21 protein-coding genes are annotated in these 22,568 nt (G+C 36.5%); 10 read left to right on the top strand and 11 right to left on the bottom strand.

The features are described 5' to 3' along the window. Positions 1–38: 38 nt before the first annotated feature. Positions 39–1,214: an alpha/beta hydrolase-fold protein gene (locus tag QUE09_RS10435; RefSeq protein WP_286232699.1), complete on the bottom strand. Its 1,176-nt coding sequence runs from the start codon at positions 1,212–1,214 to the stop codon at positions 39–41. A gap of 232 nt (positions 1,215–1,446) precedes the next feature. Here QUE09_RS10435 and QUE09_RS10430 point away from each other — a divergent pair, with 232 nt between their 5' ends. Both QUE09_RS10430 and QUE09_RS10425 read left to right on the top strand, forming a co-directional pair. Continuing rightward, positions 1,447–1,776, top strand: coding sequence for a hypothetical protein (locus QUE09_RS10430; protein ID WP_286232698.1), 330 nt, complete (start codon positions 1,447–1,449; stop codon positions 1,774–1,776). 226 nt (positions 1,777–2,002) lie between these two features. Next, positions 2,003–3,076: a tetratricopeptide repeat protein gene (locus QUE09_RS10425; RefSeq protein ID WP_286232697.1), complete on the top strand. Its 1,074-nt coding sequence runs from the start codon at positions 2,003–2,005 to the stop codon at positions 3,074–3,076. A gap of 87 nt (positions 3,077–3,163) precedes the next feature. Here QUE09_RS10425 and QUE09_RS10420 read toward each other — a convergent pair whose 3' ends face one another. Continuing rightward, positions 3,164–3,757: a TetR/AcrR family transcriptional regulator gene (locus QUE09_RS10420; RefSeq protein WP_286232696.1), complete on the bottom strand. Its 594-nt coding sequence runs from the start codon at positions 3,755–3,757 to the stop codon at positions 3,164–3,166. A 287-nt stretch (positions 3,758–4,044) separates the two neighbouring features. Here QUE09_RS10420 and QUE09_RS10415 point away from each other — a divergent pair, with 287 nt between their 5' ends. Continuing rightward, the gene (locus QUE09_RS10415; RefSeq protein ID WP_286232695.1) at positions 4,045–4,593 is read left to right on the top strand and encodes a carboxymuconolactone decarboxylase family protein; all 549 of its coding nucleotides are present in this window, start codon (positions 4,045–4,047) and stop codon (positions 4,591–4,593) included. A 97-nt stretch (positions 4,594–4,690) separates the two neighbouring features. Here QUE09_RS10415 and opgC read toward each other — a convergent pair whose 3' ends face one another. Further along, the gene (gene opgC / locus QUE09_RS10410) at positions 4,691–5,785 is read right to left on the bottom strand and encodes an OpgC domain-containing protein (RefSeq protein WP_286232694.1); all 1,095 of its coding nucleotides are present in this window, start codon (positions 5,783–5,785) and stop codon (positions 4,691–4,693) included. A gap of 182 nt (positions 5,786–5,967) precedes the next feature. Beyond that, entirely contained in the window at positions 5,968–6,675 is a 708-nt protein-coding gene (locus QUE09_RS10405) for a PEP-CTERM sorting domain-containing protein (RefSeq protein ID WP_286232693.1), read from the bottom strand. A 543-nt stretch (positions 6,676–7,218) separates the two neighbouring features. On the opposite strand from QUE09_RS10405, the gene QUE09_RS10400 reads away from it, so the two are divergent. Beyond that, a complete protein-coding gene (locus QUE09_RS10400; RefSeq protein WP_286232692.1) occupies positions 7,219–8,433 on the top strand; it encodes a DUF418 domain-containing protein in 1,215 nt (404 codons plus the stop codon). Between the two features lie 204 nt (positions 8,434–8,637). Continuing rightward, entirely contained in the window at positions 8,638–9,435 is a 798-nt protein-coding gene (locus QUE09_RS10395) for a putative capsular polysaccharide synthesis family protein (protein WP_286232691.1), read from the top strand. Between the two features lie 81 nt (positions 9,436–9,516). Here QUE09_RS10395 and QUE09_RS10390 read toward each other — a convergent pair whose 3' ends face one another. The 5 genes from QUE09_RS10390 to QUE09_RS10370 all read right to left on the bottom strand — a co-directional run bounded on the left by QUE09_RS10390 (position 9,517) and on the right by QUE09_RS10370 (position 13,471). Continuing rightward, on the bottom strand, positions 9,517–9,825 hold the full coding sequence (locus QUE09_RS10390; RefSeq protein ID WP_286232690.1) for a DUF6172 family protein: 309 nt from the start codon (positions 9,823–9,825) through the stop codon (positions 9,517–9,519). 78 nt (positions 9,826–9,903) lie between these two features. Further along, positions 9,904–10,326, bottom strand: a complete 423-nt coding sequence (locus QUE09_RS10385) for a VF530 family protein (protein ID WP_286232689.1) — start codon at positions 10,324–10,326, stop codon at positions 9,904–9,906. Positions 10,327–10,428: 102 nt separating this feature from the next. After that, positions 10,429–11,187 carry a DUF4097 family beta strand repeat-containing protein gene (locus QUE09_RS10380; RefSeq protein WP_286232688.1) on the bottom strand — a complete coding sequence of 253 codons (759 nt, stop codon included), beginning with the start codon at positions 11,185–11,187 and terminating at the stop codon, positions 10,429–10,431. A gap of 90 nt (positions 11,188–11,277) precedes the next feature. Beyond that, complete coding sequence (locus QUE09_RS10375; protein ID WP_286232687.1) at positions 11,278–12,702, bottom strand: methyl-accepting chemotaxis protein; 1,425 nt, start codon at positions 12,700–12,702, stop codon at positions 11,278–11,280. Between the two features lie 289 nt (positions 12,703–12,991). Beyond that, positions 12,992–13,471, bottom strand: a complete 480-nt coding sequence (locus QUE09_RS10370; RefSeq protein WP_286232686.1) for a hypothetical protein — start codon at positions 13,469–13,471, stop codon at positions 12,992–12,994. Between the two features lie 335 nt (positions 13,472–13,806). Here QUE09_RS10370 and QUE09_RS10365 point away from each other — a divergent pair, with 335 nt between their 5' ends. Then, complete coding sequence (locus QUE09_RS10365; RefSeq protein ID WP_286232685.1) at positions 13,807–16,557, top strand: hypothetical protein; 2,751 nt, start codon at positions 13,807–13,809, stop codon at positions 16,555–16,557. A 161-nt stretch (positions 16,558–16,718) separates the two neighbouring features. Continuing rightward, positions 16,719–18,743 carry a tetratricopeptide repeat-containing sensor histidine kinase gene (locus tag QUE09_RS10360; RefSeq protein WP_286232684.1) on the top strand — a complete coding sequence of 675 codons (2,025 nt, stop codon included), beginning with the start codon at positions 16,719–16,721 and terminating at the stop codon, positions 18,741–18,743. Between the two features lie 112 nt (positions 18,744–18,855). On the opposite strand, the gene QUE09_RS10355 is transcribed toward QUE09_RS10360, so the two are convergent. Continuing rightward, complete coding sequence (locus tag QUE09_RS10355; protein ID WP_286232683.1) at positions 18,856–19,728, bottom strand: hypothetical protein; 873 nt, start codon at positions 19,726–19,728, stop codon at positions 18,856–18,858. Positions 19,729–20,061: 333 nt separating this feature from the next. Between QUE09_RS10355 and QUE09_RS10350 the strand changes: the two genes are divergently transcribed. The 3 genes from QUE09_RS10350 (at position 20,062) to QUE09_RS10340 (ending at position 21,797) form a co-directional block, all read left to right on the top strand. Beyond that, a complete protein-coding gene (locus tag QUE09_RS10350) occupies positions 20,062–20,784 on the top strand; it encodes a substrate-binding periplasmic protein (protein WP_286232682.1) in 723 nt (240 codons plus the stop codon). Between the two features lie 114 nt (positions 20,785–20,898). After that, positions 20,899–21,180 carry a hypothetical protein gene (locus tag QUE09_RS10345; RefSeq protein ID WP_286232681.1) on the top strand — a complete coding sequence of 94 codons (282 nt, stop codon included), beginning with the start codon at positions 20,899–20,901 and terminating at the stop codon, positions 21,178–21,180. A 41-nt stretch (positions 21,181–21,221) separates the two neighbouring features. After that, positions 21,222–21,797: a CBS domain-containing protein gene (locus tag QUE09_RS10340; RefSeq protein WP_286232680.1), complete on the top strand. Its 576-nt coding sequence runs from the start codon at positions 21,222–21,224 to the stop codon at positions 21,795–21,797. A gap of 58 nt (positions 21,798–21,855) precedes the next feature. Here QUE09_RS10340 and QUE09_RS10335 read toward each other — a convergent pair whose 3' ends face one another. After that, complete coding sequence (locus QUE09_RS10335; RefSeq protein ID WP_286232679.1) at positions 21,856–22,488, bottom strand: flavin reductase family protein; 633 nt, start codon at positions 22,486–22,488, stop codon at positions 21,856–21,858. Positions 22,489–22,568 lie beyond the last annotated feature (80 nt).

Here is a 22,568-nt window from a genome sequence, read left to right as displayed (position 1 = left end):
CATTTAAAAAAATCACCGACCCCTTATTACTTTATATTTTAATCGTCTGCAGTAATGCTTTCACTTGCTAAACGCTTGGCAACTCTTGCTTTATTCTGTTCAAAAAGCGCAATGTTTCTGTTATTTGGTGCTGCCATTTTCAATGCTTTTGAATAGTTTTTATAAGCCTTATTTAACTGGCCAACGTTTTCTTGTGCTTCAGCTAAGCTATCGTAAACATTTGCTGAGTTTGGATACATTTTCACGTTATAAGCAAATATTTCTAATGCTTCTTCTAATTTTTCATTGCCTAATGCTATGTAGCCCAAATTGTTAATTATTCCTTCGGGTACTTTTACATCAAAGCCAAACTTAGATGAAATATTTTTATAGTGAGCTTGAACAGCACTTAAGCCTTGGGTAAAAGCCTCACGTGGCATTAGCCAGCCATCCCATGCTTGCTTAAGCCCAAAATACTGACTACGCAATACCGTTGAGCCGTGATCTTCATCATCAAACTCTTTGTGAGCAAATATTAAACCGTCAATATTGTTTTCTTTTGCGACGTTAAGGAAATTGTTATAAGGGACGGTCATTCTATCACCTTCATCAGCCATGGTGACAAAGAGGGTGCGTTCAAGTGATCTAGTTTGCGTAAAAAACTTTTTCGCATCATCCACTAAGCGTTGTTCATCCCACCACAAACTAGGGCTTACTGCAATGTAAGCGTTAAATAAATGTGGTTTTGTTAAAAAAGCGTTTATTGCAAATAATCCGCCGAATGAGTGACCACTGAAAATGCGATAAGGTTGAGTGCGATAGTTTTTTTCAATATAGGGGATTAACTCCTGTTCAAAAAAGTTTAAAAAGTTATCGGCACCGCCGCCATTTTGAAATCGCTCATCTTTTGATATTAATATTTTAGGTGTTAAGTCACGAGCTCTGTCTGTGTTGGCAACGCCTACAATGATCATTTGTGGCATACGACCATTTTCAGCGAGAAAGTTCATTGTACCAACCGTATGGTTGAAGTGTTCTGGGCCGTCGGTAAGATAAAGTACTGGAAAGTTATTTTTGCTGGTGAGGTAAGCATCGGGTAAGTGGATTTGAATACGGCGTTGTTCTTTGAGAATTTCAGATTCAATTTTTATTGTATGTCCAATTGAAATATTATTATCTATCGCGACTGCTAAGTTTGGTATTGACAATAAAACCAGTAGGATTAATCGTTTCATCGTTTGTCGTCCTTTTATCATTATATTTTTGGATTTGTTGTTGGTTTTTTATACATGTACGACACCTATCGTAGTTTATTTCTTTTCATTTGCCAAGTTTGAATAAAAAGGGCAGTGACATATTTATTATTTAAAAAGCATGAAAATTCGAAAAATGTTACTAGCCTCTTTTTATCCGTTTTAATAATGAATAAACTATTGGGAAGTTGTACTTAAAAGGATGTATATTTTAATGGAAAAAACAATTGATCAAAAATCATCAAAAGAACTGGTCATTGGCCCTCGTTTTTCTCTACGTATTGCCATATTGCTGACAATTATAGTGTTTTTGAGCATACAGGCTCTTTGTTGGATTTTTGTTGGGGAGTATAGCTTTCCTAATGCACCATCTATGCAAGATGTCGCTGCGACAACATACAGTCGCTGGCTAATGGTTGACCTTGGCGTACCATATAAAATTGCACATGCCTTAGATTTTACCAATCCTGCGCCTCGAGGGATCATTGCCGTTATATTAGCATTTTGTACTTTTAAGCTTGCACGAGCGAAGGCGATAAAATAGCGTATAAGTTAAGAAGTAAATAACAACTAGGGTTGCCTATATAGTTTTAGGTGTCCAAGAATGTAATGTTAGCTTGGTCCATTAATTGAGTGCTCACCAAACCATAGCGCTTTTTCTTCCATATTGTCTTTCTATTTTATATGTACGAAAAACTTAGTATATTTGCTTGTTTGATTTATAAACGGATGCTATAAAAATAAGTGAGGATAATAATAACGGATAAAAGATGGATTACCGAGAATCGATATTATGTTTGGGAACAACTGATAAATTGCAATGTTCTGACTGTGGTGGCCAAACGCATCGCGTTAACTCTATAGTTACTTATGGCTATTATTTTCTTGAATATTTACCAATAATACCAATTAAGCGAAATACTCAGGTTCATTGTTTGCAATGCCATAATATTGTTGATATTCCACGTAATTCAACTGATTTAACGTTAATTTTTTCAAATTTTGCCTTAGCATTGCTTAATAATTTACGACTATTAAGCACTTTTACTGGCAGTTTTTTAATTGTTTTACTTTTAATCTTTTATTTCTCTGAAGAACAACAACAAGTTCGTCAAAGCCAAACGTATATTGATGCACCTAAAGTAAATGACTTTTATTATTTAGACTACCAAAAGTCCGTCGGTGATTTTCGTCCACATCAAAAGTATCGTGTTGCAAAAATTGTCGATATTACTGGTGGAATGGTTTCTCTTGTTTATGGAAATTACTTTTATCCACTAAAATCTACGCTAAGCAATGGTGTTAGCCTAGGGCATACAGTCAGTGATGATTATTTCGAGAAAAAAAGACACCACTTTTCTTACACACAATTAGATCAACTGTTCCAGCAAGGTTTTATTTATCGTGTTGTTAGACCTGAGCTGAATTATATTGGTCGAAATAGAACGGCCTATATGATTGATGGCCATGTTGTAACCGAGCTTGAAATAGCCGAACAAGAATGGCGCTTCATACCCGGAAAGCGGCAAAACACTCAAGCGATGGCTTATTTGAAGACAACGTATATTGAAGATAGGTTTGAAAAAGCCTTTACTTTATTAAAGCATTCGGCAGAGTTAGGCTATGCACCTGGGCAAACTAATTTGGCTGAACTTTATATTACTGGGATTGAAGGACAAAGAGATGTTGAAACTGCGGTTAATTGGCTATTTAAAGCAGCATTGCAAGGCTACCAACCTGCAATTGAAAAATATCGTGTAATTTGTCAATTAGAAGAACAGTGTCAAATAGAGGATTTTTATCAAGCGTTAGAAGACTCTGGCACGTCATTTACGATTTATTAGCCTGTATTTATAGTAAAAGTAATAGAGTTTTGAGTATTTGATAAAAGATATACGCTATTTAACGCAAAGCTTGTAAGGTTATTGTCATCAAGTAGTTGAGAACGGGTAATGAGAGAATATGTCGTTAATCATTGCGTTCAATTTACGCTCATCGTCGTCAATTTTTGCAAAGCTTCGTAAACCTGCAATTTGAATTTGCACATAATCTGCAAGTTCGGTTGAAGTTTTCTGTGTGCTTATTTCACCTAAGCTTTGCGAGTGTTGAATCAATTTACTAAACTCTTGAGCTACTTCACGTAAATGTTTTTTTGTCAGTTCAATAAGATCTTGGTGTTCATTCGTTAATTCGCCAATCGTTTTTGTAAGTAAACAGATGCTATTGGGGGCGGAGTCTTTACTGTCTATCACCTGATATTTCACAAAAGCTTTCAAGGCTTCTAAGGGGGAATCATGCGCCAAGCGGCATTTTTCAACCTGTGCAATCCCCATATCCGTATAGTATCTTAATGCCTCAATAAATAAGCCGTCTTTACTACCAAATGCCGCGTAGATACTACCTGGGCGCATATCTATTTCATCTTGTAAATTTCGCATCGACGTAGCATGAAAGCCTTTCTTCCAATAAAGGTTAGTTGCTTGTTTTATCACTTCTTGACGATCATATTTTGTTGATTTAGCCATCACAATCATTGAATTTACTATTTTGAACACATGTTCAATTATAGGGTTTAGCTAGTAGAAGGTAAAGGTATTGCTCCCTTTTACTCATAGCAAAAGGGAGCAATATCATTATTGAATATTAAAATTCAATATTATTCAATGAGTTAAATTCCAATCAAAATGTTTATGAACGATCGTTCAATAAATTAGTTGAACGATCGTTCAAGTGTGAGTATAGTTTGTTTTGTCAATTCACCTTGATAGTAAGTTTTATCTTTTAATTTTTACTCTTTATACGGAATCAAAAAATGAGCGAATTTATTAAACACACAATCGAATCTGCGCCGAAACAAAGTAAAGCATTTCTAGAAAACTCGAAAAAAGAGATGGGGGCTATACCTGTGTTATATGCTGTTATGGCTGAATCACCAGAAATTTTACAAGCCTATAAACAATTGCATCAGCAGTTTACCTCTACTTCTTTCAATAACGAAGAGTTAACCGTTGTTTGGCAAACAATAAACGTTGAGCATAATTGTCAATATTGTGTTCCTGCACATACTGCAATAGCTAATATGATGGGGGTTGCTTCGGAAATATCAGAAGCGTTAAGAAGTAGAAAAACGTTGCCTAACGAAAAACTGCAAGCTCTGCATGAATTTACGCTGTCGGTTGTTCGCCAGCGTGGTTTTGTAACTGAAGATCAGTTAAGTACATTTTATGCCGCGGGTTATGGTCAAAAACAAGTATTAGAAGTGATTTTAGGCGTGTCACAGAAGGTGATCAGTAATTACGTAAACCATATTGCTAAAACAGAAGTGGATCCTTTATTTGAAGATTATGCTTGGACTAAATAAATAACGCTATTCACGATAAGAGGGAGTGTTAATGCTAAACACCCTTTTATCGTGTTTTTACATAAAAATAACTGGCAGAGTATATACGATCAAATATTTAAATCAGTACAGGTGTTAATTTTGATTTTTTATATTGATGGTATTTATCATCTAGTGAAGCAGGGATCCATAAAGTCGCAACAAATAGTGCACAAGCAGCGAGATCCCAATACCAGTAATGAGTAATATTAGGATGAAATGCAGGCAGTAAAAAATACACAACGATAGTATGAAATGAAAATACTGGAAGTGCATGTTGTCCCAAAAATATAGGATACTTCAAATTAAAGAGCCAAGGAAAATGGCGCATCCACAACATGAATACATAACTTAGCACTAATAAGTTGATTACCAAGCCAATTGGTGCATAACCAGAATTTGCCACAAAAGGTGATAGCCACGTAAATTGATGAGTGTGTTTAGCGATCATAAATACGACAGCAAGGCTAACGAGTGTTACTTTAACGATTGGCGTAAATTCAAAATTTATATTTCGTTCAAACTTCGCGTAAGACAATAGTACACCGATATAGAAATAGAGTTGCCATGCCATAGGGTCAAAGTAACTGATCTGCATTGTTAGTGATGGAAATAACACGTTATACAGGTTGTTAAGGTCAGACAGCTCTATAATCGGCGCTAATAGCCAACAGAAAATACTGACAATAAGCACCAAAAACCAGTGGTTATGTTTTAGCGCAACCATCGTTAAAGGTAGAAAGAACATGGCAAATAGGTACATGATCAAAATATCGTGATAGCCAGGATGCTCTAATAATAAAGCACTCGCTAATGCAAACTCAGAGACTGACAAATAGAAATTACCTGCAAGAAAAAATTCGTTCCACATTGTTTTATAAAATGGAAAAAAGAAGATTAATGTAAAGGTGATTGTGATAGCACAGATATGAAAAAGATAGATTGTTAACGTTCGAAAAAGTATTTTCTTTGCCTGCTTAATTGGCGTTAAATGCAGTTTTCGATAAACAAAATAAGCAACATAGCCTGATAAGAAAACAAATGCTTCGGCTGCAGATACATATCCCAATGGAGCGCGAGTAAAGTCAGAAACAAACTCACCCCACAAGTGGTTACATGCAATGATGATTAATAACCAACCTCTTAAACCATCATATTCAGTAACTCTTGCCATAGGTTATTCGATTCACATTAGCATAAAAAAGAGTTTAACTATAAGTTTTTAAAGAATATTTTTCTAGTACTTATTGAAGAAATGATAAAAATGGATTGAGAGAATAAATAAAATACATCCGTGTATCTTATTCTTTTTGACTAGGTAAAACGTTATTCCAGAGCTACTATACTCATTGTGTCTTATTTTTTAAGCTTGCTAACTCTAGCTAAACCTAAAAGGCTCAGGCCAAATAGTAAAATAGATGAAGGCTCTGGTACTCGTGCAGGGTTAATTTCAGACAAAAGACAGCTTTCATTATTGCCAGAACGTGCGCAAAATTGAAAGTCGCCCATTGAACCTTCCCAAGCCGCATAATCAGACATTAATGCAGCTTGCGCTTCTGCAGGGTCACTCGCATTGTTGAAACCATATGCTCCCCACCATGCCATACCTGATGTGCCAATTACGCCACCATTAAATTCGATCCAGCTAGTTGGCTCAACCCAGGTTTGTGTGCCAGGTGCCGTGTTATTATATATGTCATACCAAGTACCGTCCCAGTCTGCGAGTAAACTGACTTCAAACATACCTGCTACAGAGTCAAGTGTTTGACCAGGTAACCAGTAAAAATACTGCATTCTTTTACCTAAATCATCAAAGCTGTAAACAACACCGTCTTGCATTTCAAAGTTAAGCGTACCTTCATTTGCGGCGTTACTACTACTTCTCATGTTAACAAACGTGCCATTTGCGATGTCGTTGTATGCACTATCTAACCAACTACTCCAATCAGGAGAGCCATACGCGTTAGGACCACTATCAACGTAAATTTCAAAGTCTATCAATTCTGCAGTTGAGTGAAATGATATCGATAACAGTGCGGCTAATAAGAGTGAATATATTTTCATCTTGTATCCTTGTTGTTTATTATTGGTTTATTGTACTCAAGTACAATCATGAAAAAATCGTGCCTGTTTTTTAACTTTATGATAATCAAGGGGATATTAGTGTTGAACGCTAATGTAATTGTACATTTGTAAAATTACCTGACGGTTTTAATGTTGGTTAGGCCAACTCGTTGTCGAATAAAAAAATAGCTTTTAAAGGAAAATAGGGAGTAGTTATTTCCTTACCCAGATTAACGCTTTTCAGTTAAATTCCAATGAGCTAATACCACACCAATATTAAAGAAAGAACAAATGCTGAAGGTTTCTTAAGCGTCGGTCGAAAAGGGATTTGATGCAAAATAACACTTGATGACGTTGATATCATTCATAGAAATTATAAGAGGCTAATACGTAGTTAGACACAATTTCATTCACCTTTTGCAAGCGTATTCGCGCATTTTATTACAATTTTTACAAAAAAATAACGAGAAATATCAAGAATTTTTCTTTGTACTTCATTATGATGTCCGCTGTAAATTTTTTGTAAAAATTCTAGAGGACTACATGGAGTATCAATCCTACTCTCCCACGCAGGCAAGCGAAAGACTCGTTGCTATTGACTTAATTCGAGGTGTTGCACTATTGGGTATTTTAATTATGAATATCCAAGCCTTTTCAATGATATTTTCTGCATATAGTAACCCAACTACATATGGAGATCTCAGCGGTATTAACTATTACGTGTACTACTTTTCTCATATCTTTGCTAATCAAAAATTCATGACGATTTTTTCTTTGTTGTTTGGTTGTAGTATTGTGCTAATGGCCGAAAACATTGCAAAGAAGGGCGGTAATGCGACAAAAATTCATTACAAAAGAATGTTTATTTTAGCCATCGTCGGTATAGCCCATGCTTATTTATTGTGGTTTGGCGACATTCTATTTCCATATGCTATCGCGGGTGTTTTGGCCTATTTAGCGCGCAACTTAACGGTGAAATCGCTCGTTCTTCAAGGCTTTTTTTGGGTTGCGATAAGTGCTTTGCTCATGTGGTTGGTTGGTATGTCATTACCACACTGGGAAGCTTCTGAACTTGAAATGATTAATGCTATTTGGTCACCCAACGCAGAACAGATCGCACAAGATTTAGCCAATAATCGTGCGTCTTGGTTAGGGCAAATGGAAACGCGCCATTTGATGGCGAGTAAAATGCATACCAATATTATTTTTTATATTCCTAGAATACTTGGTTTGATGTTAGTTGGTATGGCGCTTTATAAGATGGATTTCTTTGGTAAGCGGTTTTCAACGAAATCATTAGTAACTTTTGGTGTTATAAGTTTGCTTATTTCCGTTATAGCAATTGTTGTAGAAGTTGAGCAAAACTTTGCTCAACAATGGGCAGTTGAATTAATGTTTTTTGGGGTTCAGTATAATTATTGGGCTAGCATTCTCATGGCACTGAGTTACATGTCTTTATTAATGGCTTTTTCGCGTATGAATGTGTTCACGGGTTTTACTCGTAATGTTGCGAATGTTGGTAAGATGGCATTAACGAACTATTTATTACATACCCTTATTTGCTGTTTTATTTTTTACGGTTGGGGGTTAGGGTTATACGGGTCGCTCGAGCGAATTGAGCAGATTGCTGTCGTTGTTGTTGTCTGGATATTCCAATTAGTGTTTTCAACATACTGGATGAACCGCTTTAAGTTTGGTCCATTTGAATGGATAATGCGTTTGTTAACTTATGGCAGTTTTCAAACGATTCAAAAATAGCATTGAGGGTGGTCTTCTCTATGTTGAGTAGACTACCAGTAAGTATATAGCGCTTAACTGAAGGTTCATCATCTGATTTTTAGTTTATTGCTTTAAGTGTCTGTATTAGTCTATATTTCAATCAAGGTCTGCTAAATATGTTTCGAGAGGTAATAACATCATTTAGTTTAATTAATTGTTTATTAACAACATACGGATATGAGGATGTTGAAGAACGTAATTAATCGAATTAAAGGTAAGAAAGCGTTTATTGATAAGTTTAAAAATGAAGACACTATTTTTGTTTATCAAATGGGAAAGGTTGGCTCTACGGCATTAGAAAGTGCCATCAGTAATTCACTGCATATACATGCGTTTTATAGTAAAAATACTACGTGTTTGCCGCGTTTAAAGGGACAGGCAAAATTTGGCTTTCGTTATTTTTATTTTAGGCTAGAACAAGAGCTTATTAGTTATTTAGTGCGTAGAGTATTCAGAAAACGTAAAAAAACCAAAATTATTACGCTAGTGCGAGCACCTCTGCAACGTAACATCTCAATGTTTTTTCATGATCTTGATGCATATTTATTTGCTGCGCATACCAATTGTTTGGGGACTCGTACAACTGCGCTTCCAACACGAAGCCAGTCTGCTAATTTGTTAACGAACGTTTTTAATCAAGAATTTGACCATCAATATCCGCTGACTTGGTTTGACCGCGAATTTAAAGAAATGACGGGGATTGACATTTACGCGTATAAGTTTGATAAACATGCGGGGGTAAGCCGTATTGAAACTGAACATTTTGATATTTTATGCTTACAGATGGATAAACTGCCAGAGCAAGAACAATTGCTGACTACGTTTGTTGGAAAACCTGTTTCACTTAAACGGGAAAACAAAGCCAATAACAAATGGTATGGAAGCTTATATCGCGATTTTAAGCGTGATTACCAACTATCGGATGAACAAATACAAATAATGCACAACAGTAAGTATTATCAACATTTTTTTGCAAAGTAAGGTGTAAATGTAAGAACTGCTTGTATAGGTGTTGATTAGCAACAAAAAAGTGCTAATCAACCTCGATATTATTGCTAGCGACTACTCTTCTATTTCTTCGTTGTTACTTTTAGTTGTTCTATAGCCTGGTTTGGCGATAATTTCTAAATAAAAGTTATCAAGCTCTTCACTGACTGCGTGATCAATAGATTTATTTAATTGAGAGACATGCACAACTTCTGCATATTCTGCTGCAGAGCCATATTTACAGTCGAAATCCCAATAATCTGCGCCTGTTGGTAGTTGTTTATTTCTTTCTCTTCTCAGGTATTTTTTTACTTCATGTTTAATTGCATCTACGAGGCGAGGTTTTTTAATTTTTTCATGGTGTAGTGAAAATGTTTTTTTCATTCGGTGAGCCTTAAGGTCATTAGCTTTTGGAGTAAACCTCCATTACAGCGCATTTTACCATAGTAAAATATAAACTAGCTAACTAAAATTTCCCCAAGGATTAGCTTTGCCATTATTACGTTTGGCGCCATGATTACGAGATTTTTCAGCACGTTTAAGACGCAATTTCTCCGCGTCTTCGAAACTTAGTTCTTTTGGTGGTCGAGGTGTTAAACCTTGAGGAATTATGCGCTCTCTAGGGGGCTTTTCAAATTCACTGTCACTCGCTTTTGGTAAGCTTTTATATTGATAAAGATAAAATGATTCTACTTTTTCTCTTGCCCATTGTGTTTTTTTCAAAAACTTCATGCTTGCGGCAATACTGGGGTTTTTATTGAAACAGTTAATATTCAAATACGCATAAAGCAGAGGAAAGCCATAATGATCAACAATTTCATTAAGTACCGTTGATAAGCTTGTACCGTGTAAAGGGTTAGTTAAATAAGGGTTTTCATTGTCCATGGTAAAAAGCAGTAAAAAGACATAATTGCGCGAAGTATAGTTGAACCTCGCGTGTATTTATATCTTTACTGCTAATTCTTTTGGGTGAAAGTGAACAAGTGTCTACTTTAAACGATGATTACCGTTCATATTCACATTTCCTTTAACATTGCTGATATTGACGGAGCCAGAGCCGTCATCAAGCAAGGTGAAGCTTTCGGCATTATTAACGGTGATACTGCCTGAACCGTCAGAAATAGTGACGCCTCTATCAACATTAATTATATTGATACTGCCAGAACCATCTTCAATATTGACGGAACCTTGAACTGATTCAACACTAATAGAGCCAGAGCCATCGTCGATGTTTAATAATCCTTGTATGTCTTCAACTGTGATTGAGCCTGAACCATCGACTATGGTTAAATTGCCAGCAACTTTACTAACAGTAAGACTGCCTGAGCCATCTTTAATATCTGCGCTTTTTACATTTTTCAGCGTTATTGAACCAGAACCATCTTCAATATTGACGTTAAAACGACTTGGCAATTGTACTTCTAAGTCAATTCGAGTGTTTTCGTCATTATGTTGATTTTCGGCTTTCAAAACAGCTTTGTCACCACGTTCACTCAGTGACAATAGGTATTCACTATGCGCTTCTTCTTGATAGATATGAGCGATAACATTAATGTCGTTAGTGTTACTTCCGGTCATAAGTAGTGAACCTGAACCCACATCTAAGTGCATTTCACTCAAAGATGCGCCATTTAAGCTTAATGTTTTAGTCTCTTGTAACGTTAAGTCTGAATGCCAATTGGCAAATGATGCGGTAGTTATTAAGCTAGCAGCAATTGCTACCGATAATTTTTTTATTGTTTTCATTGGTATGTCCCTTTTTGAGCTTTCTATAGTTAGTTGTATCAAATACTCAAAAGGTTTAAAAATTTTAATTATTTTTTATGGGAAGGTGAATTAAGCTTTAAAGCCTATTCGAAACCCTCCCCAATGTTGGCCATTTACCATGATGGGGGCTGATACATCATGCATGACTTCTCCAGTATCACGTTTATAGGTTTGCATTAAAAATTTTGACGTATGTTGACCGCAACGAATGCCCGTTGGATCATTAAATATGCGCTTAGTTCTGTTGTGCATAATGTCGTGGTCGTAATTACCGGTTAGAGGTTGTGAAAAACATTTGTTGTGTGTTGGAAAGTAACCATTGATATCAACGGCACCGGCGTAAATAATTTCTGCATGTTGGTTTAATAACGGTTCTTGAATTGCGGGTAATGCAGTATCTGTAAATTGATCAAACGCTGTGTGGTATTTTTGCGGGTTTGTATCCGCTATTTCACGATATGAATAATCAAAAAGTTGCTGTGAACTGATCTTACCCTGCAATATGCTTTGTTCAAAGAGTTCACCGACTTCTTGTGCTGCTGTAACTGCAATTTTCGCTATGTTCTCTATTAATGAATGTGTTTCAAAGGCCGATAACGCCACAAAAATAGCCTCAGTCGTTGAAGATAAATGGTCAGCTTTCTCAGAAATGCTTTGTGTTTGCGTGCTTTTGTCAACCAAAAACGTATGTAAATTGGCAATGGCATTAGACACTTCTGCAGTCGTTGCATCATGTTCTTTTAGTGCAAGGCTAATATGTTCATTCGCGTCTGAGGTATCGGAAATTAGTTTGTTAACCTGTTGTAGAGACAAAGATAAATCTCCCATGCTTGTTACAATGTGGTTGGTTTTGGCAACAATATTTTCCATCGCCTCAGAGGTACTAACAGATTCTGAACTTATTTCTGAAAGCATTGTTCCTATTTTACTTGTTGCTTCTGCAGTTTTTGATGCCAGCGCCCTTACTTCATCTGCAACAACTGCAAACCCTCGACCCTGTTCACCTGCCCGCGCGGCCTCAATGGCGGCATTAAGTGCGAGTAAATTTGTTTGTGCAGAAATACCATCAATTACATTTGTAATATCTTGAATCGCAGATGCTTTATTTGAAAGTGTTTGCATTTTTATCGATGCGTCATTGATACCACTGTTTAAGTCTTCTAGTGTTGACACGTTATTTTGTAATTGCAATGCCCCCTCATGTGTAGCTTGTTGTGCCTCTGTTGCTTGTTCTGAAGCACGGGTGGCGTTTTCATTAATTTGGTTTGTATTTGAAGACAATTGTTCTGCGGCGGTGGCAAGACGGTTTACATCATCACTTGAATGTTCAATTGCGTTTGACAATTGCGCTAAGAAGAAGCTGATTTCCGCAGAGTTGATTGCAAGTTTACTTGATAAGTTGTCAATATCTCTGCCAGCAGCACTGATTTCGGGTGCAACAGTATCGTTATTCGTGTTTGTATTGTCTTTTGTTTGCGTGTCTATCTTGTTCATCAGCAGATATAGCGATATAGAAATCAAGATAAAGAGCGTGATTATGTTGAAATAGGTATTATTGAAAACACTTGTTAAGAAGAAGTAGCATAAACAAACAATGCCACTGTTTAGTATTATTTTTGTTATTTGAGATCCATCTTTAAACATAAGTCACCATAATGTATAAGTTACAAGCAGCTTACGAGAGAGTGGGGGCAGTTTTCCATTCAACTTTAGTATATAGCGTTGAAATTAACGTTAGCTTATTTAAACAAACGCTTAGTGTTCTAAAGTAAAAGGTTAATCTTTATTCTTGTTCAAGCAATTCAAGTTTTTTACCAATTAAGCTAATTAACGTACCGTTTAATGCGGTTAGTTCAGATGACAATAATTTACGTTGTTCTTCTGCCTGTTCTGATTTGTCATTATTTAACGCGTTAATTTCACGTTGCTTTTGCTCTATTTGTTCTTTGATTTTTTCGATAAGTTTATCGATTTTTTCTAATTCACTCTCATCAGAAACAGCTTTATCTTCCGAAGATTCTGACGCAGTAGAAGTTAATTGTTCACCTAATTTTTTACCAAGCGCTTGTTGTTCTTGTGCTAACTTTTCAAGGGCGTTGTCTGAAATTGATACTTTAGCGTTGGGCACTTCAGCTTTCGCTGACACCTGTTCAGTGTTTTTGCTTTTAATATTTCGTACGGTGTCTAGGTTCAAATTGCCTTGTAAATATGTCGACGTCGAAATTTGCATAATGATTGATAGGATTAATTGGCCTGATCTCATTATCGGCCTTTATTATAAATACTTAAGTGAAAAGTTATTAAAAGGTAGTATTTGACTGCTTTTTACTTATTCAAGAAAGTGATATTGAATTTAGTTTGTTAAACGTTATAGACGCTGATTAGTAAAGATGGTTTAACCTCATACCAGCGGGGTATTAGCTAATACTTCATTGACAGTATAGGGTTATCACCTATAGTGAATATATTCGCTGTTAAACACTAGCTTGTTCAGGGTGAGATCAATTAGCGAAATATCAAACTGGAGACTCAATTTGTCGTTGAGTTGATTGCTGGTGTCTATATGCTTTTAATAGCAATGCATAGATAAGGTGTACCATGCAAAAATTTAATAAAGTACTAGGGATATTAATCCTATCTTGGGCTTCATTGAGTATTGTTAACTCGACGCTAGCCGCTAATGAAAAATCATTTGGTAAAAGCAAGCCTTTTGCATTGGATGAGCTGCCACCTGGATTATTAAAACAACAACTAAAACAATTGCCCGAGCCAGCAAAGAAAAGAGCTGTTAACTGGCTACACCAGTTTGATTTTACTTCTCAAGACGTTGCTACATTACGTGCCGATATGCGTGGTGGTATTTTTTATGAGGATCCTATAGCAACAGATCCTGCCGAGTCTTTTAGTTCTCCTGTTCTTGATGAGCTTTCTGAAATTCAAACTTTTACGTTACATTCAAAACCTGGCGCATCTAGAGTTGTTTACCTAGATATGGACGGTAGAGTGGTTACAGGAACTCAATGGAATGCAAATACAGGTGTTGATCCCTTATATATGCGCCCGTACGATTTAGACGGTAATGATGCAAACTTCTCGCAAAACGAATTAAATGCTATTGCAGAAACTTGGCGACGAATTGCTGAAGATTTTGCGCCGTTTGATATTGATGTAACAACTGAAGAACCCAGTTCATTTGGTCCACAAGTTGGTGTTATACTCGTGACCCCAAAAACAGATATCAATGGTAATCAAATTTACAATTGTTCATGTGGTGGTGTTGCTTATGTTGGTGTTTGGGGGGCCTCATATTATGAAAGCTACCAACCAGCTCTTGTGTTCACCGACGGTGTGGGCAAAGGTCCTCATAATATAGCAGAAGCGGCTTCACATGAGCTTGGTCATAACTTAAGTTTGTCGCATGACGGCACGAGTAGCCAAGGTTATTATAGTGGACACGGTTCAGGTAATACATCTTGGGCTCCTATAATGGGAGTAGGGTATTATAAAAATGTCACACAATGGAGTAAAGGCGAGTATCAAGGGGCTTCACAGCTCCAGGATGATTTACAATTAATTGCTGACCGTTTGTCTTACCGGCTTGATGATCATGAAAACAATAACGCGACCTTCGCTACTCCGTTAATTGTGACAAATAGTACAGACGTCATTGCTACAAATCCTGTTAGTGATCCAAGTAATGCTGTAATGGCTAATAAGGGAATTATTGAGCATAGAAATGACGTTGATTTATTTAGTTTTGATGTTGGTGAGGGTGATGTAAATTTAGTCATCAGTCCTGCATGGATAAGTTATTATTATGATCAGTCATTGCGAGGGATGAACCTTGATATAAATGCCGTACTATTTGATGAAAGTGGAAATAATATTGTAGCAAGTAGTACTGTTGTAAATGATACCTATGCACAAATAAGCGCAACTGTATCTGCAGGGCGTTATATTTTATCGATTAAAGGCGTAGGCGATGGTGATGTTTCAACAACAGGCTATAGTGACTATGGTTCTATAGGGCAATACTTTATTAATGGTACCGTACCAGCACCTGTAACGTTAACGGAAAAACCACCAACACCTAGTCAACTTATCGCGACATTGTCAAACGACACTGAGGTATCACTATCTTGGATAGACCCTGTTGCTTCAAATGAAAACAATGAATCAGGTTATCGTGTACTGCGTGCTAAAGATGCTGGCGTTTTTGTTGAAATAGCAACAATTGCTAGTAACAGCGTTAGTTACACTGAAAATATCACGGTGTCTGGGAATTATGTATATAGAGTGGTTGCTTATAATGCGTTAGGAGAAAGTGCATCGAATGACTCAAATGCTATCGTTGTGGATGTTCCTGTTGCTGCTTCGGTTGCTGTAGCAACGAGTGAACAAAATAGTAAAGGTTCTATTATCTCTGGAACTATTACTGACACGCATCAAATGAGCGGTGAACAAGTGATTGGTGAACAACACCAAGGCGGTAAACCTTCACGCAGAATAAGCGAACTTAACCATATGTGGACGGTTAGTGATATAGTAGCAGGTAACTCTGTCATGCTAAATGTCGTAGCACAAGCCACTGAGAATAGCGAAAATGATAATTTTATCTTTGAATATTCAGTAAATAATAGTGCTTATCAACAGCTAGGTATTTTGTATCAGGGTACGGGCATGAATACATTTGTTGCCAATCTACCTGCTGATACTGTCGGCGAGTTGACTTTACGCGTAACAGACACAGATAAAACAACAGGTTATGGTAGTATAGATAGTGTTTCTGTTAAATATATTGCTGTGATCACCAATGGTGATGCGGTTAATACTCCTCCTGATATATCAATAACCTCACCAAGTGATAATGACGTCTTCTATGTAGGAGAGGCAGTTAATTTTATTGCTCAAGCTAATGATGGTAAGGATGGTGATCTTTCTTCAAACATTCAATGGTCCTCTAGTATAGACGGAGCTTTAGGTCAAGGTAGTAACTTGATAGTCGATGATCTGACAGCTGATACACATCAAATTACTGCACGCGTTAGTGATAGTGAAGGCAGTTCAAGCGCCGTCGTTACAACAATTGTTATTGCTGAGAACAGCAATGGTATCGCACTATCAGTAAGCGCCAATAAGCAAAAAGGTCAACATGTTCCTTTACTTAGTTGGAGCAATGCACCATCAACGCTTGTTGATATTTATCGCAATGGTAATTTACTAACCGTGGTTGAAAACAATGGTAGCTTTGAAGATAAAACCGGAAATAAAGGATCTGCGACATACCGTTATCAAGTGTGTGAGCAAGATACAAGCCAATGCTCTTCGGAGGTTACCGTAGTATATTAAGCTATAGGTTTATTAGTAAGGAGGAGCATGCTTTAGTGCTCCTTTTTTATTTGGTGTGATTGAAAGTCGTTTATATTGCACATGTGTACTATATTAAAGGTGATTATGTTAAAATTCGCTAGGTTTGCCTTTTATGATGATTGAATATAAGTGAGACTGTAATGAAATGGACAATCTACATGTGTTTATTTCTGCATATTTCTACTTTTGTCTTTGCTAGCACTTCTGATCCGCTATCCGAAGAAGAGTACAAAGCATTACGTAGTGATATTCTCGATAATTATTCCCAAAGCCCCTTAGAAGCCGTAAAAAGAACTAAATATTATCTCGCGAGATACAGCCAATCGCTTACTTTACGTCAAACATTAAGATTACGTTATACGACGGTTTTTTTTCTCATTGCAGCTTCTGAATTTGAACAAGCATTCACTGAGCTAGCAATCTGTAAGTCACTCGCGGATCAACTAGATGAACCGATGTTGACATCTTATTACTATAGTTATTTAGCGGGTATGTTGGAAAAGCTTGAAAACTTTGATTTGTCACTTGAAACCTATAGTGCAGGGTTAAAAGTTGCATCAAAAGCAGATAACCCTAATATGATTGCTCGTATGAATAACAATATTGGTCATGTGTTAATTAGACTAGGAAAATTTGAAGCAGCTAGACCCTATATTGAACATTTTTTAGCATTCGCACAAGCACATGATAACCAAAGTTATATGTCGACAGCGTATAATAACCTTGGTGAAGTTGAATTAGGGATAGGTAATACCGATAGTGCAGAAGCGTATTTTCGTAAATCCCTTAATATGCGCGAAGATAACGATGAGAGATTAAATGCTGCATGGTCATATTACAATTTAGCCAAGTTAGCGTTGCTGTCTAATCAACTATCTGCAGCGGTAGTGCATTTACAACAGACAATAAAAATTTTTGTAGAATATGATCGTGTTATTGAAGCGTTAGCGCCTAAAATTACACTAGCAGATACACTCTTTAAGCTTGAAAATTCTGAAGAGGCAAAGCAGTTAACATTGTCTACGATAAAAATTGCTGAGCAATTTGATAATTATCAAATCCTATCTAAAGCTTATTTATTGTTAAAGTCACACTACTTTGAAGCTGAGAACTTCAAACAGGCGGCAATAATGGCTGATGCCTACATTAAAAATAAAGAAGCATTTATGCACCGACAATCTAACCAAGCGTTAATGCATTACATTGCTAAAATAGATTTAACGGCGAAAGAGCTTCAAAATGAGCAGCTTAGAAAGCAAAATATCGTTGCCAATCAGCAGGCGAAAGCAACAGCTTATCAATTATATTTAGTAATAACTTTTTCGACGCTCATAATTGTTATTATTTATGTCTTTATGCGTTTTCTTACACGTAAAAATAAAACACTTTCGACAACGGTAGAACAATTAAAAAGAACACAATCGGAGTTGATTGAATCTGGCAAGGTATCGGCCATTACAACATTAGTTTCAGGTATGGCTCATCAGTTAAATACACCGCTTGGTATCATAGTTACCGCCAATTCAGTATTGAAAGAACGCTTAATGTTGCTTGACGATAAGCTCAATGAAAAGTCGTTAAATTTAAATGCTTTAAAAGAGTTTATCAGTAATGCTAAAAATTCTCTTGCGTTATCTGAATCAAGTAGTGATAAAGCAACACAATTAATTCAACAATTTAAACTGATATCGGCCGAGTTAAAGGATGTAAAATCAAGTAGTGTAACACTAAAACCATTTCTAAATGAAAAGACTAAAATAATGGGACAATTTTTTGAATGTCCTATTACTATAGTAGTTGAAGGGGGCGATGTTACTGTACAGACTTATCCCGATGTACTAATTGAAGTGATAGAGCAGTTATTAAAAAATAGCGTAGAACATCAGCAAAAAAATAACCCGACACTTCATTGTTCTTTTAACGTTCATTTATTGCCAGACTCAGTTGAAATTATTTATCAAGATAACGGTGTAGGTATCAGTGACGCAGATCGCAATAAAATTTTTAACCCATTTTTTACAACAAAAAATATGAGTAATTCTTTAGGGCTGGGGCTTAATATTGCCTACAGTTCTGTAACGCAACTGTTACAAGGTAAATTAACCTGTGAACCTTCAGACGACGGCGCCAAGTTTGTGCTAAGGCTGCCATTGTCGATAGCGTAATTATTATTTATTCGTAACATAAGCATATAAATAAAAAGCGCAATAATTGAATTTTCAATTATTGCGCTTTAAAGCAGATGATAAGTTGTTAATCGTTGTAAATGAGATATTGTTAGTTATTCGGCCATTGCGCCCAATTACTGCAATGCGAACCTTTGTCTCTGCCCGTTAAGTCTCGTAACATGCCACCATAGATTGCATTCATTATTGCTCGAGGTTTTGCAAATAAAGCCCCGTTTTTAACGGCAATCATACCGAAATGGGCGGCGCTGATCCCATGGCCGACTTCATGTATTGCAACGGTTGGAAAATCTATAGTGCCAGGCACAGCAGTATCGCTGTCAGACCATGTATATTCATCGTTATAGTAAATCTCTCTAAATGCGACATCTGTTTTACCGTTATTGTCAATATCGGTCGGATTTCCTTCTCCATCTACCCAAGTCAGTGTAAAGGTGACACCAAGAACATTAGGGTTTGCTAAAAAGTAGCTAAAATCAGCAGCAGATCGAAAACCAACTTGTGTAAGATCTGCCCCCCAATCACTGTTAATCACGCCTGTATTGAAATAACGTTCTACGATACCTTTATTGCCATTATGCGATGTTTCGCTAATATTGGCGCCAGAACAATTAAGGTTTGTCCATGTATAAACGGATTCGCTCATCCAATGTGCTTGATTTGTTAAATCTGGATCTACACTAACTGATGTGTAATCGACTGCAAAGTTGACTCCAGCTTCACCACCGTTAAATGAGGCGCGTCTTGGATCATTGAATACAAAATCAGCCGCTAATTGGCCATTACCATTGTCTTTTTGATAAACAGTAATACCACCTGCTTCATCACTATCTGGGTGATTAATAAATTCAGCGTATGAAAGTACGACTCTGTGGTCGCTGTAATCGTCTGCTGCTAATACTGTGGTCATGCTTACAGAGAGTAAACTTGTTGCACATACTATTTTTGTGAGGGCTATTGTCATTGTTCTTACCTTTTTATATTTTTGTTTTACATTGTAGTAATGCTTGAACGTTTATTAGGTTCGTTGGTTAAAAATAGTAGAAAAGTAAAAAAAAGCGAACAAGAAACGCTAACCCATTACTTTGTCACCTAATGTATTTATATCTTTTAGATAGTTTATAGTTAGTTATGTAAATTTGGGGAGCGAATCAAAATTGAAAAATAATATTTTTTTAATCGTTACTGTCGAAATAAGTAAATGCTGTTAGGTTTGTATTTTTACTATTTATGCCTGCACGATTTTCTTCTCGTTTTAGTGTATAATTAAAAGATCGTCAAAAATTGCTTTTTATCTATGAGATTGTTGTTAATTGTGCTGTGGTTAATTAGCACAGAAGCTTTATCTGTAGATCAGGTTGATAAAACTCGTTGTTATAAGTTTGCATCAATAGAGAATCTGATTGAGCAGGAGTTAGGACGACTCATCTTACCCGTTATATATCGAAACTTAGGAATCGATATTATTGTCACCCCTTTACCAGCAGAAAGAGCACAATACCTTGCCAACGCGGGTATTAAAGATGGCGAAATAATGCGGATTTGGTCGTATGGAGAAGAAAACCCTAACGTTATTCGCGTACCTACACCATATTATTATCTCGAAACAATGCCCTTTATTTTAAGAAACAGTAAGGTATCGATTAATCAAGTCGAGGACTTAATTAATTATCGTATTGCAAAGGTAAGAGGTGTTAAGCACACGAACAATATTACCAAAGGTTTACATAAAGTTTCGAATACCAATAGTACGAAAAACATGTTTATGTTGCTGAATAATGGCGTTGTAGATATTGCAATTACCAACACCATTGACGGTGTATTGAACGCAGAAAAAATGGGTTATAAAGATATCATCCCCCTTGATGAGCCGCTTGCTGTAAAACCTCTGTATCACTATATCCATAAACGCCACAAGGGGCTGGTTGAGCTTGTTGATAATGAAATCAAGCGACTACAAGAAAACGGTGAGTTAAAAAGGTTAATTGAACAGGCTGAAAAAAAGCTAGCTCACGAGTAGTGATTTAGCTGTTGTTAAATTTTACCAGGCTGTTATTTTTATTTAATGTTTGCTTGAAAGTTGAGCATATCGTCCTTATAACTTACTTATAGGTATTAATTTAAGAACATATAAATGTATAAAGCATTGCTTGCAATTATCATCTTTATTACTTCAGTGACATTGTTTGCTGAGGAGCGTTATATTGATGAAAATGCTCAATATAATATTGCAGCCTATGTTTTAGATATTGGCAGTGATGAAGTAGATTTAGATGATCAAAAGGCATTAGCAAGTACCTATAACAGTCAAACTTGTACCAAGCAATTTTACTGTGCGCAATCGGCTAAACAAATTAGCCCTTTTAAAACATCCCCAATTTCAATACAACCCAGAGCTCCTCCTGTAGAAATGTAGTTTAACAATACGTTTATACATTTTTTTCAGTAGAGGTTGCTATGAAAGCATTACATTTATTTGATATCGAAGAAGTCGATCATATTATTTCACCAGAAAATTTTTCACACACTACATTAGAGTCTCCTGCATCTAAGATATTTACAGACTTTAAGCGTGCTAAAGCGTTGGTTATTGACGCTGACACAACTGCCGCAATGGCACTTGAAATGATGATGCAAGAACATGTAAGAATGAAAATTGTTGTTTCGGAATTAGGCGACGTATTAGGCGTGATCAGCGCTAATGAACTGACAGAACGTCGCCTTGTGAGTGAAATTGCCAAAGGTGTTACGCGAAACGACGTGCTTGTGAGTGATTTAATGGTACCTTGCCGTGACTTGCGTGCTTTTGATTATCAAGAATTGCGTCAATCCAAAGTTAGTGACGTTATACAAGCGTTGAAAGATAACGGTTTACGCCATTGTTTGGTTATTGATCGCGAACATCACCATATTCGAGGCGTTATTTCTTCCAGCGATATCGCTAGAAAATTACGTTTACCGCTCGAAATAAGCAGTGAAGCTTCGTTTAAACATATTTTTGAAGTTGTGCGTGGTTACAAACAAGCGTGCTAATGAGTCTTAAGGACGAGTTTGTTTATCACGAGGGCGCATCGTGCGCCCTCGTGATGAGTTAAGCAGGTCGATTTTTAGTAAACGGTTTGGTGATCCCAGCATATTCATTTGCACCTAAACGTGCTAAAGGGGATATACTTTCAGCACAAATTTTTATTCGTCCATTGTCTTGGGTTACTTTATTTTTATTGACATATAATGTTTTTACTTCAACAAATATTAACGTTTGCGGTGCATTTCCTATTTCTTTTACTTCATAGAGTTCACAGCCATAAGCGATATCGCATTGAGATAACCTTGGTAAGCAAAAGTGTTCAAAGGGCACTGTATTAAGTTCATTTTGAGCGATCATACTGAGCTCTGATTCATCATGAGGTAAGGTTGCTGCCGTTTGAGTCACGAGATCTGCTTGATCTTGGTTAGCGATGTGTATAACCATTTTTTTGTTTTCTAATACATTTGTTAATGTATCTTTTGTTTCGCTTGTTGGCTTTTTGCCTACGGATAGCATTAACAATGCAGGATCACTACTTATAGCGGTAAAATATGAAAAAGGGGCTAGGTTAAGTATTTGTTTTTCTGTGCCTAAATGTGAGGCGGTTAATGCCCAAGCAATTGGCCGTGGAATAATGGTTTGTGTCATTAAGTGATAACGCTGACTTGCGGAATATTCTGAAAAATTGAGGATCATAAAGAGATGTTCATTCGCTGATAAAGAGTATGTGCTTTATAACAATTTATCTTAGTTAGGGCTACCTGCGCGTGCTTGTT

This window comes from Thalassotalea sediminis (genome assembly GCF_030295915.1).
Classification (GTDB): domain Bacteria; phylum Pseudomonadota; class Gammaproteobacteria; order Enterobacterales; family Alteromonadaceae; genus Thalassotalea_C; species Thalassotalea_C sediminis.
Note: the sequence above shows the minus strand (reverse complement) of the source record. Positions and strands in the feature narration are given on the sequence as shown.

Bases quoted from the DNA above. Each gene is read 5' to 3' on its own strand.
- QUE09_RS10375 (WP_286232687.1), bottom strand. From the start codon at position 12,702: ATGAACAAGATAGACACGCAAACAAAAGACAATACAAACACGAATAAC.
- QUE09_RS10365 (WP_286232685.1), top strand. From the start codon at position 13,807: ATGCAAAAATTTAATAAAGTACTAGGGATATTAATCCTATCTTGGGCT.
- QUE09_RS10340 (WP_286232680.1), top strand. From the start codon at position 21,222: ATGAAAGCATTACATTTATTTGATATCGAAGAAGTCGATCATATTATT.
- QUE09_RS10400 (WP_286232692.1), top strand. From the start codon at position 7,219: ATGGAGTATCAATCCTACTCTCCCACGCAGGCAAGCGAAAGACTCGTT.
- QUE09_RS10355 (WP_286232683.1), bottom strand. From the start codon at position 19,728: ATGACAATAGCCCTCACAAAAATAGTATGTGCAACAAGTTTACTCTCT.
- QUE09_RS10380 (WP_286232688.1), bottom strand. From the start codon at position 11,187: ATGAAAACAATAAAAAAATTATCGGTAGCAATTGCTGCTAGCTTAATA.
- QUE09_RS10405 (WP_286232693.1), bottom strand. From the start codon at position 6,675: ATGAAAATATATTCACTCTTATTAGCCGCACTGTTATCGATATCATTT.
- QUE09_RS10335 (WP_286232679.1), bottom strand. From the start codon at position 22,488: ATGATCCTCAATTTTTCAGAATATTCCGCAAGTCAGCGTTATCACTTA.
- QUE09_RS10350 (WP_286232682.1), top strand. From the start codon at position 20,062: ATGAGATTGTTGTTAATTGTGCTGTGGTTAATTAGCACAGAAGCTTTA.
- QUE09_RS10395 (WP_286232691.1), top strand. From the start codon at position 8,638: ATGTTGAAGAACGTAATTAATCGAATTAAAGGTAAGAAAGCGTTTATT.
- QUE09_RS10390 (WP_286232690.1), bottom strand. From the start codon at position 9,825: ATGAAAAAAACATTTTCACTACACCATGAAAAAATTAAAAAACCTCGC.
- QUE09_RS10385 (WP_286232689.1), bottom strand. From the start codon at position 10,326: ATGGACAATGAAAACCCTTATTTAACTAACCCTTTACACGGTACAAGC.
- QUE09_RS10415 (WP_286232695.1), top strand. From the start codon at position 4,045: ATGAGCGAATTTATTAAACACACAATCGAATCTGCGCCGAAACAAAGT.
- QUE09_RS10425 (WP_286232697.1), top strand. From the start codon at position 2,003: ATGGATTACCGAGAATCGATATTATGTTTGGGAACAACTGATAAATTG.
- QUE09_RS10360 (WP_286232684.1), top strand. From the start codon at position 16,719: ATGAAATGGACAATCTACATGTGTTTATTTCTGCATATTTCTACTTTT.
- QUE09_RS10370 (WP_286232686.1), bottom strand. From the start codon at position 13,471: ATGAGATCAGGCCAATTAATCCTATCAATCATTATGCAAATTTCGACG.
- opgC (WP_286232694.1), bottom strand. From the start codon at position 5,785: ATGGCAAGAGTTACTGAATATGATGGTTTAAGAGGTTGGTTATTAATC.
- QUE09_RS10345 (WP_286232681.1), top strand. From the start codon at position 20,899: ATGTATAAAGCATTGCTTGCAATTATCATCTTTATTACTTCAGTGACA.
- QUE09_RS10430 (WP_286232698.1), top strand. From the start codon at position 1,447: ATGGAAAAAACAATTGATCAAAAATCATCAAAAGAACTGGTCATTGGC.
- QUE09_RS10420 (WP_286232696.1), bottom strand. From the start codon at position 3,757: ATGGCTAAATCAACAAAATATGATCGTCAAGAAGTGATAAAACAAGCA.
- QUE09_RS10435 (WP_286232699.1), bottom strand. From the start codon at position 1,214: ATGAAACGATTAATCCTACTGGTTTTATTGTCAATACCAAACTTAGCA.